The organism is Amycolatopsis balhimycina FH 1894 (assembly GCF_000384295.1).
Classification (GTDB): domain Bacteria; phylum Actinomycetota; class Actinomycetes; order Mycobacteriales; family Pseudonocardiaceae; genus Amycolatopsis; species Amycolatopsis balhimycina.
This window is the reverse complement of sequence record NZ_KB913037.1, coordinates 5,679,998-5,693,445: the sequence shown is the minus strand read 5'-3', so window position 1 is coordinate 5,693,445 and position 13,448 is coordinate 5,679,998. Positions and strand designations below refer to the sequence as shown.

Annotated in this window: 15 protein-coding genes; 8 read left to right on the top strand and 7 right to left on the bottom strand. The window is 70.5% G+C overall.

The features are described from left to right. Window positions 1–53 precede the first annotated feature (53 nt). Window positions 54–626 carry a CGNR zinc finger domain-containing protein gene (locus A3CE_RS0125740; protein ID WP_020642992.1) on the bottom strand — a complete coding sequence of 191 codons (573 nt, stop codon included), beginning with the start codon at window positions 624–626 and terminating at the stop codon, window positions 54–56. Window positions 627–679: 53 nt separating this feature from the next. On the opposite strand from A3CE_RS0125740, the gene A3CE_RS0125735 reads away from it, so the two are divergent. The 5 genes from A3CE_RS0125735 (at window position 680) to A3CE_RS0125715 (ending at window position 5,175) form a co-directional block, all read left to right on the top strand. After that, window positions 680–1,534: an alpha/beta fold hydrolase gene (locus tag A3CE_RS0125735; RefSeq protein ID WP_026468858.1), complete on the top strand. Its 855-nt coding sequence runs from the start codon at window positions 680–682 to the stop codon at window positions 1,532–1,534. A 96-nt stretch (window positions 1,535–1,630) separates the two neighbouring features. Beyond that, a complete protein-coding gene (locus A3CE_RS0125730; protein WP_020642990.1) occupies window positions 1,631–3,028 on the top strand; it encodes a hypothetical protein in 1,398 nt (465 codons plus the stop codon). Further along, window positions 3,025–3,417: a FixH family protein gene (locus A3CE_RS0125725; protein WP_020642989.1), complete on the top strand. Its 393-nt coding sequence runs from the start codon at window positions 3,025–3,027 to the stop codon at window positions 3,415–3,417. The genes A3CE_RS0125730 and A3CE_RS0125725 overlap by 4 nt, the downstream gene beginning before the upstream one ends. 14 nt (window positions 3,418–3,431) lie before the next feature. Continuing rightward, window positions 3,432–4,574 (top strand): hypothetical protein, encoded by a 1,143-nt coding sequence (locus tag A3CE_RS0125720; RefSeq protein WP_026468857.1) that lies wholly within the window; start codon window positions 3,432–3,434, stop codon window positions 4,572–4,574. Window positions 4,575–4,641: 67 nt separating this feature from the next. Then, complete coding sequence (locus tag A3CE_RS0125715; protein ID WP_020642987.1) at window positions 4,642–5,175, top strand: hypothetical protein; 534 nt, start codon at window positions 4,642–4,644, stop codon at window positions 5,173–5,175. A 182-nt stretch (window positions 5,176–5,357) separates the two neighbouring features. Here A3CE_RS0125715 and A3CE_RS0125710 read toward each other — a convergent pair whose 3' ends face one another. Further along, window positions 5,358–5,612, bottom strand: a complete 255-nt coding sequence (locus A3CE_RS0125710) for a DUF397 domain-containing protein (RefSeq protein ID WP_020642986.1) — start codon at window positions 5,610–5,612, stop codon at window positions 5,358–5,360. Window positions 5,613–6,172: 560 nt separating this feature from the next. Between A3CE_RS0125710 and A3CE_RS0125700 the strand changes: the two genes are divergently transcribed. Further along, window positions 6,173–6,427: a hypothetical protein gene (locus tag A3CE_RS0125700; protein WP_020642984.1), complete on the top strand. Its 255-nt coding sequence runs from the start codon at window positions 6,173–6,175 to the stop codon at window positions 6,425–6,427. A 147-nt stretch (window positions 6,428–6,574) separates the two neighbouring features. On the opposite strand, the gene A3CE_RS0125695 is transcribed toward A3CE_RS0125700, so the two are convergent. The 4 genes from A3CE_RS0125695 to A3CE_RS0125680 all read right to left on the bottom strand — a co-directional run bounded on the left by A3CE_RS0125695 (window position 6,575) and on the right by A3CE_RS0125680 (window position 9,824). Further along, window positions 6,575–7,195, bottom strand: a complete 621-nt coding sequence (locus A3CE_RS0125695) for a class I SAM-dependent DNA methyltransferase (RefSeq protein ID WP_020642983.1) — start codon at window positions 7,193–7,195, stop codon at window positions 6,575–6,577. Next, window positions 7,192–8,037: an SAM-dependent methyltransferase gene (locus A3CE_RS0125690; RefSeq protein ID WP_020642982.1), complete on the bottom strand. Its 846-nt coding sequence runs from the start codon at window positions 8,035–8,037 to the stop codon at window positions 7,192–7,194. Before A3CE_RS0125690 ends, A3CE_RS0125695 begins: the two co-directional genes overlap by 4 nt. Next, a complete protein-coding gene (locus A3CE_RS0125685) occupies window positions 8,012–8,860 on the bottom strand; it encodes an SAM-dependent methyltransferase (protein ID WP_026468855.1) in 849 nt (282 codons plus the stop codon). The genes A3CE_RS0125690 and A3CE_RS0125685 overlap by 26 nt, the downstream gene beginning before the upstream one ends. A gap of 100 nt (window positions 8,861–8,960) precedes the next feature. After that, the gene (locus tag A3CE_RS0125680) at window positions 8,961–9,824 is read right to left on the bottom strand and encodes a helix-turn-helix domain-containing protein (RefSeq protein ID WP_020642980.1); all 864 of its coding nucleotides are present in this window, start codon (window positions 9,822–9,824) and stop codon (window positions 8,961–8,963) included. Between the two features lie 236 nt (window positions 9,825–10,060). On the opposite strand from A3CE_RS0125680, the gene A3CE_RS0125675 reads away from it, so the two are divergent. Continuing rightward, on the top strand, window positions 10,061–10,981 hold the full coding sequence (locus A3CE_RS0125675) for an MBL fold metallo-hydrolase (RefSeq protein WP_020642979.1): 921 nt from the start codon (window positions 10,061–10,063) through the stop codon (window positions 10,979–10,981). An 85-nt stretch (window positions 10,982–11,066) separates the two neighbouring features. Beyond that, a complete protein-coding gene (gene gndA / locus A3CE_RS0125670; protein WP_020642978.1) occupies window positions 11,067–12,506 on the top strand; it encodes an NADP-dependent phosphogluconate dehydrogenase in 1,440 nt (479 codons plus the stop codon). A gap of 161 nt (window positions 12,507–12,667) precedes the next feature. Here gndA and A3CE_RS0125665 read toward each other — a convergent pair whose 3' ends face one another. Further along, entirely contained in the window at window positions 12,668–13,405 is a 738-nt protein-coding gene (locus A3CE_RS0125665) for a Clp protease N-terminal domain-containing protein (protein WP_020642977.1), read from the bottom strand. Between the last annotated feature and the right edge of the window lie 43 nt (window positions 13,406–13,448).

Sequence of the window (13,448 nt, the reverse complement as noted above, 5' to 3'; positions counted from 1 at the left end):
TCGGCCGCGAGGGCGAACGTCTTGAATGACTCATTCAAGACCTTTGGGCCGGGCTAGCGAGCCTCGCCGGGCCGTGGCTCGCGGCCGATCGTGCGCGCGTAGTGCGCCCGGGCCTTCGCACGGTTCCCGCACCGCGCCATCGAGCACCACTGGCGGTTCCGCCGCGGGGAGGCGTCGCAGAACCTCATCCCGCAGTCGTCCGCCGCGCAGATCCGCACCTCCGCGTCGCTCGTCGCCAGGTCGATCGCGTCCGCTGCCAGGACGGCGAACGCCGCCGCCACCGGGTCCTTCGGGGCCGGGATCTCGCGCCTGAGCACGCCGTCGGTCAGTACCAGGCGCGGCGAGGGCGCCGGTGCCGCGGCCGCCGCGTTGTTGACCAGGTCGACGTCCATCTTCGCCGGCTCCTCGGGCGGCAGCAGCACGCGGTCGATCGCCTCTCGCAGCGCCTTCGCCGCGAGTACGTTCCCCGCCGTCACCGGCACCGGACCCGCGGTGAACCCGGCAAGCGAAAGCCACTCGGCCAGCGCGTCGGGCCCGGTCAGCAGCTCGACGCCGTCGGCGTACCGGGAGCGCAGCGTGTTGACCAGGTCGAGGCACGGCCGTCCGCCGTCGAAGGCCCACTCCATGCCCGCATTCTAACCGTTGCGAACAGTTAGAAGTGCGGCTATTTTCCAACCCTATGAACCGGTTAGAAAGCATGGCCACGGTCAACGGGATCCGGATGCACTACCTCACCGCCGGGGACGGCCCGCCGCTGTTCCTGCTGCACGGCTGGCCGCAGACGTCGCACTGCTGGCACAAGGTCATCGGGTCCCTCGCCGAGACGCACACCGTGATCGCCCCCGACCTGCGTGGCTACGGCCGCACCGACAAACCGAAGGGCGGCTACGACAAGCGCACGATGGCCGCCGACGTCGCCGCGCTGGCCGGACACCTCGGGTTCGCCAGGACAGCCGTGGCCGGGCACGACCGCGGTGGCCGGGTCGCCCACCGCTGGGCCCTCGATCGCCCGGACCAGGTCGAACGCCTCGCCGTACTCGACATCGCCCCGACCCGCGCGATGTGGCAACGGCTCGACACCGGCGTCGCGAAGGCGTGCTGGCACTGGCTCTTCCACCTCCAGCCCGACCTCCCCGAACTGCTCGCCGGCCAGAACATCGCCGCCTACCTCGGCTACTTCTTCGAGCGCTGGACCTATCAACGTCACGCCCTCGACGCGAACGCCGTCACCGAGTACGTCCGCGCCTTCTCCCAGCCCGGAGCGCTCAGGGCCGGCTTCGACGACTACCGCGCCTCCTTCCCGGACGACGCCGAGCTCGACGACGCCGACTACGAAGCCGGGAAGCGCGTCACCCAGCCACTCCTCGCGCTGTGGGGCGCGAACGGCCTGCTCGGCACGCTCCCGGCGCTCGAAATCTGGCAGGAGTACGCGGACGACGTCACCGGCGCCGCCCTCGCCGAATGCGGCCACTTCCTGCCCGAGGAACAGCCGGACGAAGTCGTCGCGCACCTGAGGAAGTTCCTCTGCCCCTGAGTTCCCCGGGTGCTCCGGTCCCCCGAACCGGGGACCGGAGTTCCCTCCCCGCCGTGACGCCCGCCACCCCGTGCCCTGGCTAGGTTCGAAAGCACGATGGGGAGCAAACCGAAACTCGCGCTTTTGCTGTTGCTGGCCGTACTGGGGATCGGGGCCGGCGGCGGGACCGCGCACGCCGACAGCGCGCCGTCCGGCGCCGACATCCAGGTCGCGCAGACGCTCGGCGCGCGGGACCTGACCGTGATCATCCGCCGGGTCGACGTGACGCCGTCGCCGTTGCGGGTCGACGTCGTGACGCACCGCGGCACCGCGCCCGGCACGCTGCACCTGACCGTCGCGGCCGACGGTGTCGTGACGTCGCGGGCCGACGTCGTCCTCGGTGCCGAACCGGGCGTCTACGCGGGGAACCTGCGAGTCGACAAGCCGGGACCGTGGGAACTCTCGCTGACCGACGGCACCGGCCCGGCCGCGACGATCCCGTTCATCGTGCCCGCTCGCGTGGTCCCGCCGTGGGAGAAGGCGACCTACGGCGGGTTCGTCGCCGCCGGCGCGTTCCTGCTGCTCGCCCTGCTCGTCGGGGTCAGAGCGAGACGCACCGCCTTCGCGCTGATTCCGGCGGGCGGCGCCGTCGCCGCAATCGCCGTCGCCGTGACCGGAGCGCTGCTGTCGGCGAGCACTCCCCCGCCACCCGCGCCGGGCAGTCAGCTCGACCCGACGTTCGACAACGTCACCGATCCGTACGCCAACGCCCGGCTGTCCACAGTGGATTACTCGCGGCCGCCGGTGAACCTGGCCGTCCGCACCGAACGCGGTGAGCTGCGGCTGAGTCTCACCGACGGCGCCACCGGGCGTCCGGTCGACGACCTGCTCGTCCACGACAACGCCCTCGTGCACCTCGTCGTCGTCTCGCCGTCGGGCCGGATGAGCCACCTGCACCCGGTGCGCGTCAGCCCTGGCGACTACCGCGTCCGCCTCGCCGATCCGGAAGCGGGCACGTATGCCGTCGCCGCGGAGCTCGTCCGGCGCGGCGGCGGAGTCCAGCTTGCACGGTCCACTGTGGACATGACCGGCAGCGCCGCGCCTGCCCCCGAACCGGCGGGCGCCGGGCCGCGGACGGTCGAAGGCACGCCGGTCGACCTCACGATCAGCCCGGGCACGCCGACGACGATCACCGCGCACTTCCGGACCCAGGACCTCCAGCCGTGGCTGGGCATGCTCGGTCACCTCGTCATCGCGGGCCCGATCACCGGGCCGGTCGGGGAAAGCGCCGCGAAGGCACCCACGTGGGCGCACGTCCACGCGATGATCCCGCCGGTCGCGGGGCAGCTCGACCGCCCCGACGAAACCGTGGCCGCGTACGGCCCGGACGTCAGCTTCACCTACACCTTCGCCGCACCCGGCCGGTACCGGATCTGGCTGCAGGCCGAACGCGGCTACCGCGTGCTCACCATCCCCGCCGTGGTGGACGTCCCGATGACAGGAGCCGGCCGATGAAACGCCCGAGCGTGCTGATCGCCGTGGTCGCGCTGGTCGTCGCGGCCGGGGTGGCGTGGCTGATCTGGGGCGGCGGCAACGCCAAACCCACTGCGCAGCAAGCGGTTTCGGGGCCGTACACCGTCCAGTTCTCCGCGGACGAGCCGCGCATCGGCGGCAACACGTTCACGCTCGGCGTCACCGGGCCCGCGCCCGACGCCGTCACGGTCGCGCCGGTCATGGCTCCGATGGGGCACGCGTTCGCGCCGGTGCCCGCCGCGCCGGACGGGCCCGGCCGCTTCCGCGTCGCGGACGTCGGGCTGCCGATGGCCGGGCAGTGGGAGATCACCGTGTCACTGCGCGGCCCCGGCGGGCCCGCCCAAGTCGTTTTTCCGTTGCTGGTCAAGTAGAAAGGGTCGGGGGAATGGATCTCACCGCATCCGGCGTGCGCACCACGTCGGTGGCGAAACAGGCTCGAACGGGGTTGCTGCCGGCGAACGTCGTGCTCGGCGGGTCGCTGCTGTCGCTGGTCGGGCTCACCTGGGACATCCAGTGGCACAGCGACGTCGGGCCGGACACGTTCTTCACGCTGCCGCACTTGTTCCTGTACGCGGGCAGCGCGGTCGTCGGCCTGGCGAGCCTCGCCGTCGTGCTGCTGACGACGGCGGCGCGGCGCGCGGGACGGCCGGTCGACCCGCGGGTCGGCGGGCGCGTGGTCAACGTCTTCGGCCGGACGTTCGCGGCACCGCTGGGCTACCTGGTCTCCGGCGTCGGCGCAGCGACGTTCCTGCTGTACGGGCTGTGGGACCAGTGGTGGCACGGGCTCTACGGCTTCGACGCGGTCATCGACTCGCCGCCGCACATCGGGCTGCTGCTGTCGATCACGGTGTCGCTGATCGGCACGACCGCGGTGTTCGCCGCGGCGCGCGAGCACCGCTGGGGCCGGCTCGGCACGCTGGCGTCGCTGGCCGTGCTGCTGACGTTCGGGCCGGTGCTGGCGCTCGGGCTGCAGCAGGTGCCGGACGACTACGCCGACGCCGTCGGGATCGGCACGTCGATGATGGTGGTGCTGCTGGTCACGGTCGGGGCCGGGTTCCTCCGCCGTCCGGGCGGGGCGGTCGGCACCGCGGCGATGGTCGCGGCCGTGCAGGGCGTCTTCTGGTGGTTCTCGCCGTGGGCGGCGAAGGCGTACGCCGACATGGTCGACCTGCCGCTGCGCGACGCGGTTTCCGGCGTGCCGGAGATGCCGTCGCTGGCGCCGATGGCGCTGCTGCCGGTCGCCGCGCTGATGGAGCTGGTGTACCTCGCCGGCCGCCGCCGCGAGTGGCGCGCAGGCCGCGTGTCCGTGGTCGCCGGCGGGATCGCCGGGCTGCTGATCGGGCTGAGCCTGCCGGTGCAGCGCGTCCTGCTCTACACCGGCGCGCACCTGCCGCCGGTCTGGTACCTGACGACGACCGCCGTGCTCAGCGCGGCACTGGGGCTGCTCGGCGGGTTCGCCGGGTGGCGGTTCGGCGGGATGCTCTGCCTGCTGGCGCCCGCGAAGAAGGGGGAAACCGCTGATGCGTAAGACGTTGTCATTCGGGGCTCCGCCCCGGCCGGGGGCTCCGCCACCCGGAACCCCCACAAGACGGATTGTGCTCGCCCTGGCCGCCGTCGCCGGCCTGCTGTTCGCCACCGCGGCGCCGGCGAACGCGTACGAGCCGGTCAACATCGTGCACACCGAACATGTGCAGGCCGGGCCGTACGGGCTGACGGTCGGGTTCAGCTCCTGGCCGGTGAAGGCCATGCAGTCACTGGACTTCACGTTCATCCCCGACGGCGGGATCGAGGGGAAGTCCGGCACGCTCACGCTGATCAACCCGGAGGGCATCAAGAACCGCACCCAGCGCCTGGTCCGCCACCCGCGCAAACGTGACGTCTGGGGACTCGACGTCCGCTCGATGCCGCGGCCGGGGGCCTGGACGTTCCACTTCACCGTCAACGGGCCCGCCGGGTCCGGCACCGGCGAGCTGCGCGCGTTGCCGGTGCAGGAACAGCCGGGGCCGCCGATGGGCGTGAGCTGGGCGATCAGCACGCTGCCGTTGATCGGGCTGGTGGTGCTCGTCGTGGTGGCCTGGCGCCGGACCCGCGGCCGGCTGCGGGGTGGGGAGCTTCCGGCAATCGGGTGAGATTCCCCTCACATCCGGCACTCAGGCGTATTCACGGCGTCGCGAAGGCCTCCTTCACCGCAGAGGACGGGGAAGGGGGCCTTCACCATGTTGTTCGAGGGCACCATGTCTTTCGAGGCACAGCCTTCACGGACACAGCCGGCGTCCAGCCGGTGATCATGATCACCGGCTGCGCGGCGGACTCAGGCGGGCAGGTCGAACTGCCCCGCCTTCACGGCGACCAGGAACGCTTCCCACTCGGCGGTGTCGAACACGAAGACCGGGCTGCTCGCGAGCTTGGTGTCCCGGACCCCGATCATCCCTTCGCGACCCAGGTTGACCTCGACGCAGCTGCCGCCGTTGGGCTCGCTGGCGAACGACTTCTCCCAGGCGGCCTCTTGGAACAGGGACACGGCCGTGTTCGGATCGTAATCCGCGAACGACGGATAATCCGCCATGGGTCGTACCTCCGAGGATCGTTGGGGGGCGCGGCCGTGACCTGGTCGAAGGTACCCGCTCCCGGCTACTCAGTGTCTCAATGGAGTACGCCACAGGGCCAAGCGGGTGATCAACTGGCTCCGGTCTCGACATGAAGATTATTCCAGGAGTAGGATTAATCGCATCGGCCGGGGCGCCGGCGTCGGCGAACGACAGCCTGCCCGCGACGGGCGGTCGTCGACGCAGGACGAGTGCCGGAACCGAACCGATCCCAGCAACGGCCACGACCTCATGGGGGAGGATCAGCGTGATCGTCGAGGACAGTGCGCCACCGGGCGTACAGGTCTTGGGCAGGCTCGCCAGGGGGACCACCGGCGAGGCCCGCCGGGTGGTCCACGTGTTCGACCTGGACGCCGCCCGCAGTACCCACGAGCTGGTCCGAACCAGGTGTGGGGAAGCGCTTACGCGCGCCCAAGTCGAATGGCTGACCCCGGGGGTCGGTATGCCGTGCGAACCCTGTCTCGGACTGACCGGCGGCGAACGCGTCCGGTCACCGCGACGAGAGCTGGGGGTGTAGACGATGGCCGTCCGGCTGAACTCGCTGTTGCGCCGCGAGGAGGAAGAGCACCGCGGCCGCCGCGGAATCGGCAACGAACTGAGGAACCGCTTCGGTTTCAGCCTGATCCAGGCGCCACTGCGCAAGACCACGACGTGGGCGACGGACCAGGACCTCCCGCTGCAGCGCTATTCCGACGGGGTCCGCACCACCCGGCCGCTCGAGGCCGCGATCGACCTGACGCCCTTGCTGCGCGGCCGCATGGGCTCGCGCGCCTGAAGCCCTGAACTGCCGTACCACCACAAGAGCCCCGGTTCCCTTCGGAACCGGGGCTCTCGCACTTTCGCCAGGTCTCAAGTTCGTGATGGCCACCTTGAGGAACTTGAAGTTCCTCAAGGTGGCCATCACGGACTTTGGCGGGCGTGGCTACGGTTTGCGCAGGAAGAGGCGGCCCTGGCTGAAGGGACGCTCCCCTTCGGCGGGCTGCCGGTACATCCGCCCGGTTTCGATGAGGCCGGCCGCGGCCGCCATCGACGCCAGTTCGTCCAGCGGCCAGCGGTAGGCCGTCGTGACCTTGTGATCGAACGCCGTCACCGGCCCGCCGTCGGCCTCGAAGCAGCCCAACAGAACGTGACCGCCCGGGGCCAACGTCCGGGTGAACTCGGCGAAGAAGCCCGGCACCTCCGCCGGCGGCGTGTGGATCACCGAGTACCACGACAGGATCCCGGCGAGCGACGCGTCGGGAAGGTCCAGCGCCGCCATGGAACCGACCTCGAACCGCAGCGAAGGCTCCGCCGCGCGAGCCAGCTCGATCATCGCCGGGGACACGTCGACGCCGAACACGTCGAGGCCCAGTGACCGCAGGTGCGCGGTGAGATGGCCGGGGCCGCAGCCGAGGTCGGCGACCGGGCCGCGGCCGCGCACGGAATCCGCGAACGCCGTCCACGCGGCGCGGTCCAGGGGGTGGTCGTCCCAGACCTCGCGGACGAACTCGGCGTACTGGACCGCGACCGTGTCATAGGCGGCCGTGTCGTAGGCGGCCGTCACCGTTTGCGGCCGAGGCCGCACAGGTGCCCGACGAACGCCGGGTCGTTCGCGAGCTTCTTCGTGGCCCTCGACTCGATCTCCTCCGGGTGCCACTCCGGGAGGTACACGATGCCCGGCTCCACCAGCTCCAGTCCTTCGAAGAACGACGTGAACTCCGCGCGCGTCCGCAGGTGGAGCGGGGTGCTGGACCGGTCGTACTGCTTCATGATCGACTCGCGGCTCTCCGCGTCGGCCATCGCCGCCATGCCGTCGCTCGTCAGGTGCGAGGACAGGAAGTACGAGCCGGACGGCAGCAGCGACAGGTACTTCTGGATGATCTCGGCCACCGGCTCGTCCTCGCCGAGGAAGTACAGGACGCCGACCATGATCAGGCCGATCGGGCGGTTCTGGTCGAGCACTCCGGTGTCGAGCGCGCGCTTCCAGATGTCGGCCGGGTCGCGCAGGTCGCCGTGCAGCACCGCGTGCCGGTCCGCAACGCCTTCGCGTTCCAGCAGGATCTGTGAGTGGGCCACCGCCACCTGCTCGTTGTCGACGTACACGCACCGCGCGTCCGGGTTCACCTCCGCCGCGACCTCGTGGACGTTCCCGACCGTCGGGACGCCCGATCCGAGGTCGAGGAACTGGTCGACGCCGTTGCGCGCCAGGTACCGGACGCCGCGGCCGAGGAAGTCCCGGCCGACGCGGGCGACCGTCTTGATCATCGGGAACGTCTTGACGGCCTGCTCGCCGAACTGCCGGTCGATGGCCCAGTTGGCGTTGCCGCCGAGGAACCAGTCGTAGATGCGGGCCGCGTTCGGCCGCTCGAGGTCGACGCCTTCAGGCGCTTCGGGATCCTTCGTCATCTTGTCCTCCAGGCTTGCGGCCGACACCGCCGACCACGCTCGCGAGGGGGACCGTGGCGGCACCGGGCTCAGGGCGCCACTCTCCCACAGGCACGATTCCCGGCTCGACCACCTCGAAGTTACCGAAGAACGCGGCGATCTCGTCGAGCGACCGGGAAATCGCGGGCGAGCTCGACCGCTCCGACAGCTTGACCAGCCGCCGGATCTGCTCCAGCTCTTCGCCTTCGACGCCGGTTTCGGTCGCGTGCGAAAGGACGTACGCCGATCCGGGCGCCAGCAGCCTCCGGTAGTCGCGGACGGCTTCGCAAACGCCGGTGACGTCCGGCAGGAAGTGCAGCACCGCCACGGTGAGCAGGCAGATCGGCCGGTCGGGGTCGAGGACGCCGGTGGCCAGCGCGCCTTCCCAGACGTCCTGGACGTCGCGCAGGTCGGCGTGCAGCACGGCGTGGCGCTCGGGATCCCCCGCTTCCTCCAGCAGCATCCGCCCGTGCGCGACGGCCACCGGCTCGTGGTCGACGTAGACGCACCGGGTGTCGTCGGCGTAGTCGTCGGCCACCTCGTGCACGTTGCCCGACGTGGGAATGCCGCTGCCGAGGTCGAGGAACTGCGTGATGCCCTGGGCGAGGCAGTAGCGCACGGCCCGGCCGAGGAAGTCGCGGTTGCCGCGCGCGAGGGTTTTCGCGAGCGGGAACGCCTGCACCGCCTGCACGCCGTACTGCCGGTCGATCGCCCAGTTCGCGGTGCCGCCGAGGGCCCAGTCGTAGATGCGCGCGATGTTCGGCCGGTCGAGGTCGATGGCTTCGGGAAGGAAGTCGGGGTCCACGACGTCCCCTTCGCGCGGCACTTCCGGTGAATTCGAGCGCAACAGGCCCACTCTACCGACAGTTGTTCACCACCGGGGACGGCTCGCGCCACCATTCGCCCTATTGGATCTGCTGCATCTGGGCGCGGTAACCCTCCGCAAGCTCCTTGAGGAACTGCCGGGTCTCCTGGCGCTCCAGCGCGGCGCCGCGCAGCCGGTCCCACGAGTCGACGAAGATGTTGAAGTCCTTGACGTCGTCGAGGTAGAGCCCGCCGGCGGAGTGCTCGATGTAGACGAAGTCCCGCGTGCGGTCCGGGAACCGCATGATCGTGAAGTCGTTGGGGACCGCGGCCAGCCGTGCCCCGAACGGCAGTACGTGCACGTACACCCGCGGGTGCTTCTCGAGCGAGAGCAGGTGCTCGACCTGGTCGAGCATCACCGCGGGCGCGTAGCCGCCGGGAGCCCGGCGCAGCGAGCCTTCGCTGATGATGAACCGGTAGTACGGCGGCTGCTGCTGCTCGAACACCGCCTTGCGGTCGAGGCGGTTGCGCACCAGCGACGTCACGTCCGTCGCGCCGGCCTCGGTGAACTGCTTCAGCATGTAGTGCTCGGACTGCAGCGGGCCGGGGATGCGCTCACCGTGCCAGGTGAGGATCTCCGCGGCCGCGGGCTCCAGGTCCGTGAAGGTGCGGAACCAGTGCGGCACCACCGAGCGGTAGCCCGACCAGTGGCCGCGCTGCCCGGCGGCGGCGCGCGCCAGGTTCATCAGCGTGTCGGCCTCTTCGCCGTTGATCCCGAACGCGTTCAGCATCGATCGCACATCCCCGAGCTTCACCCCGACGGCACCGGACTCGATCTTGTTGACCTTGCCCTGGGTGCAGCCGAGGACCTCGGCAACCTGCTGCTGTGTCATCCGCGCCGCGGTGCGGGCATGCCGGAGCTCGTTCCCGAGCTGCTTCCGGCGCGAGGTGACGGTGCTGGCCATCGCCCTGCTCTCCCGGACCACTACCAAGCGACGGCGGCCTCCCGGTCGCCGTCGCGCGCGAACTATCGAACCCACCCAGGCTAGTGCTTCACCTTGCGGATCTCGATGATGACATCGCGCAGCGTTCCAGGAAACGTCGCGGAACGCCAGTCACCTGCGTTGTCACTCGCCTGGACCAGCGAAATTCCGAATTATTCCGCCAACCGGCGGAGCCCCGTCTGGGGCATAGTGACCCCGTGACCGATCGTTCGCCCTCCGCCGCCACCGTCACCCGGCTGGCCGACCAGGTCCACGGCTACGTCCAGCCCGACGGCTCCTGGTACATCAACAACTGCGGGTTCGTCGACGCCGGCGACCACACCGTGCTGATCGACACGTGCTCGACCGAACGCCGCACGCGCGCGCTGCTGGAGACGGTCGAAGCCGCGACCGGCAGCCCGGTGACGACGCTGGTCAACACCCACCACCACGGCGACCACACCAACGGCAACTACCTCGTCACGGGCGCGGCGGTGATCGGCCACCGCAAGACGCGCGAGCTGATGGCCGCCGAGGGCATCCAGAAGTTCGAGGGGATCTTCGTCGGCAGCGACTGGGGCGAGCTGCGGTCACGGCCGCCCGAGATCGTGTTCGACGACCGGCTCACGCTGTACGCCGGCGACGTCGAGATCCAGCTGATCCATCCCGGCCACGCGGCCCACACGACCAACGACGTCCTGGCCTGGCTGCCAGGCCCGCGTGTGCTCTACGCCGGTGACCTGGTGTTCAACGGCGGGAGCCCGTTCGCGCTGATGGGCTCGGTGGCGGGCTGGCGCAAGGCGCTCGACGTCGTCCGGGAACTCGAGCCGGAGGTGATCCTGCCCGGGCACGGCCCGGCGTGCGGGCTGGACGTCGTCGACACGGTCGATGCGTACCTGGCCTTCGTCCAGAAGACGGCCGAGCGCGGGAAGGCCGCCGGGCTGTCGCCGCTGGAGCTGGCGAAGGAGACCGACCTGGGTGACTTCGCGTCGCTGAGCGAGCAGGAGCGGCTGCCGGGGAACCTGCACCGGGCGTACGCCGAGCTGGACGGCGCCGAGTGGGGCGCGGACATCGACCTGGTGGCGGCGATCACGGACATGCTCGCCTTCAACAAGGGCCCGATCCGCTGCTTCTCCTGAACTGAGTGAGCCGTCGCTCCGTGGCCTCCCTTGAGCGCACGATCGGACTAGGGTCTGAATCGAGAGAGACTTCGAGAGGATTCGGATGAGCAAGAAGGCGAGCATCGGGGTCACCGGCCTGGCGGTCATGGGCCGCAACCTGGCCCGCAACCTGGCCCGGCACGGGCACACGGTGGCCCTGCACAACCGGTCCGAGGAGCGGACCCGCGCGCTGGTGGAGCAGTTCGGCGACGAGGGTGACTTCATCCCCGCGTACTCCGCGCAGGACTTCGTCGACGCGCTGGAGCGGCCCCGGCAGGTCGTGATCATGGTCAAGGCGGGCGGGCCGACGGACGCCGTCATCGAGGAGTTCGCGCCGCTGCTCGAAGAGGGCGACGTCATCATCGACGCCGGCAACGCGCACTTCGCCGACACGCGCCGCCGCGAGAAGGCGCTGCGCGAGCGTGGGCTGCACTTCGTCGGCAGCGGCGTCTCCGGCGGCGAGGAGGGCGCGCTGCACGGGCCGAGCATCATGCCCGGCGGCTCGAAGGAGTCGTACGAGTCGCTCGGCCCGCTGTTCGAGGACATCTCGGCGAAGGTCGACGGCGAGCCGTGCTGCACGCACATCGGCGCGGACGGCGCCGGCCACTTCGTGAAGATGGTGCACAACGGCATCGAGTACGCCGACATGCAGCTGATCGCGGAGTCGTTCGACCTGCTCCGGCACGCGGGCGGCTACGCACCGGCCGAGATCGCCGACGTGTTCCGCACGTGGAACACCGGACGGCTGGACTCCTACCTGATCGAGATCACCGCCGATGTGCTGGCGCACGTCGACTCCTCGTCCGGCAAGCCGTTCGTCGACATCGTCGAGGACGCCGCCGAGCAGAAGGGCACCGGCCGCTGGACCGTCCAGATCGGCCTCGACCTCGGCGTCCCGATCTCGGGCATCGCCGAAGCCGTCTTCGCGCGTTCGCTGTCCGGGTCGAAGTCGCTGCGCGCGGCGGCCCGCGGTCTCGGCGGTCCTTCGGCGGCGCCGCTGTCGGGTTCTTCGCTGGAGCGCTTCGCCGACGACGTCGAGCAGGCGCTGTACGCGTCGAAGGTGGTCGCGTACGCGCAGGGCTTCAACCAGATCCAGGCCGGCGCGACGGAGTACGGCTGGGACATCGACCTCGGCAAGGTCGCCTCGATCTGGCGCGGCGGCTGCATCATCCGCGCGAAGTTCCTCAACGACATCACCGCGGCCTACGCCGACGAGCCGGAACTGCCGACGCTGCTGACGTCGGGCGGCTTCCGCAAGGCCGTCGAGGACGCGCAGGACTCGTGGCGCTCGGTGATCTCGACGGCGGTCAAGCTCGGCATCCCGACGCCGGGCTTCTCGACGGCGCTGGCCTACTACGACGGCCTCCGCGCCGACCGCCTCCCCGCCGCGCTGGTTCAGGGTCAGCGGGACTTCTTCGGCGCCCACACCTACCGCCGGGTGGACCGCGAAGGCTCGTTCCACACGGCCTGGGCCGCCGACGGCCGCCCGGAGTCCGACGCCTGACAAGTCCGTGAATGGCACATTGAGAGACTTAGAGTCCCTCAATGTGCCATTCACGGCTTTTGGCGAGCCTGGGCGGGAAGACCCCCTGGTCCTTCCCGATCAGGCGCAGGCGAGCAGGGTCACCAGAGCCAGCGCGAGCACGGCCGCCAGCAGGAGGGGTCTCACTGGCTCCGGGCGGCGAGGATCTCCGCCAGCACCCCCTGGATCTTCGCCTCGGCCTTGTCCTTCTTGACGCCCAGGCCGTCGAGCACCTCGAAACCGGTGCCCTCGCCCTGTTCCAGCAGCGCCAGCAGGATGTGCTCGGTGCCGATGTAGTTGTGCCCGAGCCGCAACCCCTCGCGCAGGGTCAGCTCGAGCGTCTTCTTCCCAGCCGCGCTGAACGGCGGCTGGACGGACGGCTCCTCGGCCCGCTCGGGCAGCCGGGCTTCGGCGGCTTCGCGGACGGCGTCCAACTGCACGCCCTGGGCGAGGATCGCCCCCGCGGCGAGTGCCGCCGGCTCCTTGAGCAGGCCCAGCACGAGGTGCACGGTGTCGATCTCCGGGCTGGCGTGGTCGACGGCGGCCTTCTGGGCCTCGACGATCACGTGCCGGGCCCGGTCGGTGTAGCGGCCGTAGACACGCTCGATCGCCCCGCTCGGGTCGCCGCCGGGGTCGACCTTGGGCACGAACCGCTTCTGGGCCGCCTGTTTCGTCACGCCCATGCTCGCGCCGATCTCGGTCCAGGATGCCCCGGACCGCCGGGCCTGGTCGACGAAGTGGCCGATCAGGTGGTCGGCCACCTCGCCGAGGTGCTGGCCCAGGTAGACCGCGTCGGTCAGCTGAGCCAGGGTGTCCTTGTCGTGGTTGCTCTTGATGGCGCTGATGAGGTCGTCGAGCTTGACGCTGGTCGGAAGGGTCATGCCGTCAACTGTAGGTTGACGACACAGGTGCGTCAACCTTGAG

Bases quoted from the DNA above. Each gene is read 5' to 3' on its own strand.
- A3CE_RS0125740 (WP_020642992.1), bottom strand. From the start codon at position 626: ATGGAGTGGGCCTTCGACGGCGGACGGCCGTGCCTCGACCTGGTCAAC.
- A3CE_RS0125735 (WP_026468858.1), top strand. From the start codon at position 680: ATGAACCGGTTAGAAAGCATGGCCACGGTCAACGGGATCCGGATGCAC.
- A3CE_RS0125725 (WP_020642989.1), top strand. From the start codon at position 3,025: ATGAAACGCCCGAGCGTGCTGATCGCCGTGGTCGCGCTGGTCGTCGCG.
- A3CE_RS0125690 (WP_020642982.1), bottom strand. From the start codon at position 8,037: ATGACGAAGGATCCCGAAGCGCCTGAAGGCGTCGACCTCGAGCGGCCG.
- A3CE_RS0125710 (WP_020642986.1), bottom strand. From the start codon at position 5,612: ATGGCGGATTATCCGTCGTTCGCGGATTACGATCCGAACACGGCCGTG.
- A3CE_RS0125700 (WP_020642984.1), top strand. From the start codon at position 6,173: ATGGCCGTCCGGCTGAACTCGCTGTTGCGCCGCGAGGAGGAAGAGCAC.
- A3CE_RS0125720 (WP_026468857.1), top strand. From the start codon at position 3,432: ATGGATCTCACCGCATCCGGCGTGCGCACCACGTCGGTGGCGAAACAG.
- A3CE_RS0125665 (WP_020642977.1), bottom strand. From the start codon at position 13,405: ATGACCCTTCCGACCAGCGTCAAGCTCGACGACCTCATCAGCGCCATC.
- gndA (WP_020642978.1), top strand. From the start codon at position 11,067: ATGAGCAAGAAGGCGAGCATCGGGGTCACCGGCCTGGCGGTCATGGGC.
- A3CE_RS0125730 (WP_020642990.1), top strand. From the start codon at position 1,631: ATGGGGAGCAAACCGAAACTCGCGCTTTTGCTGTTGCTGGCCGTACTG.
- A3CE_RS0125680 (WP_020642980.1), bottom strand. From the start codon at position 9,824: ATGGCCAGCACCGTCACCTCGCGCCGGAAGCAGCTCGGGAACGAGCTC.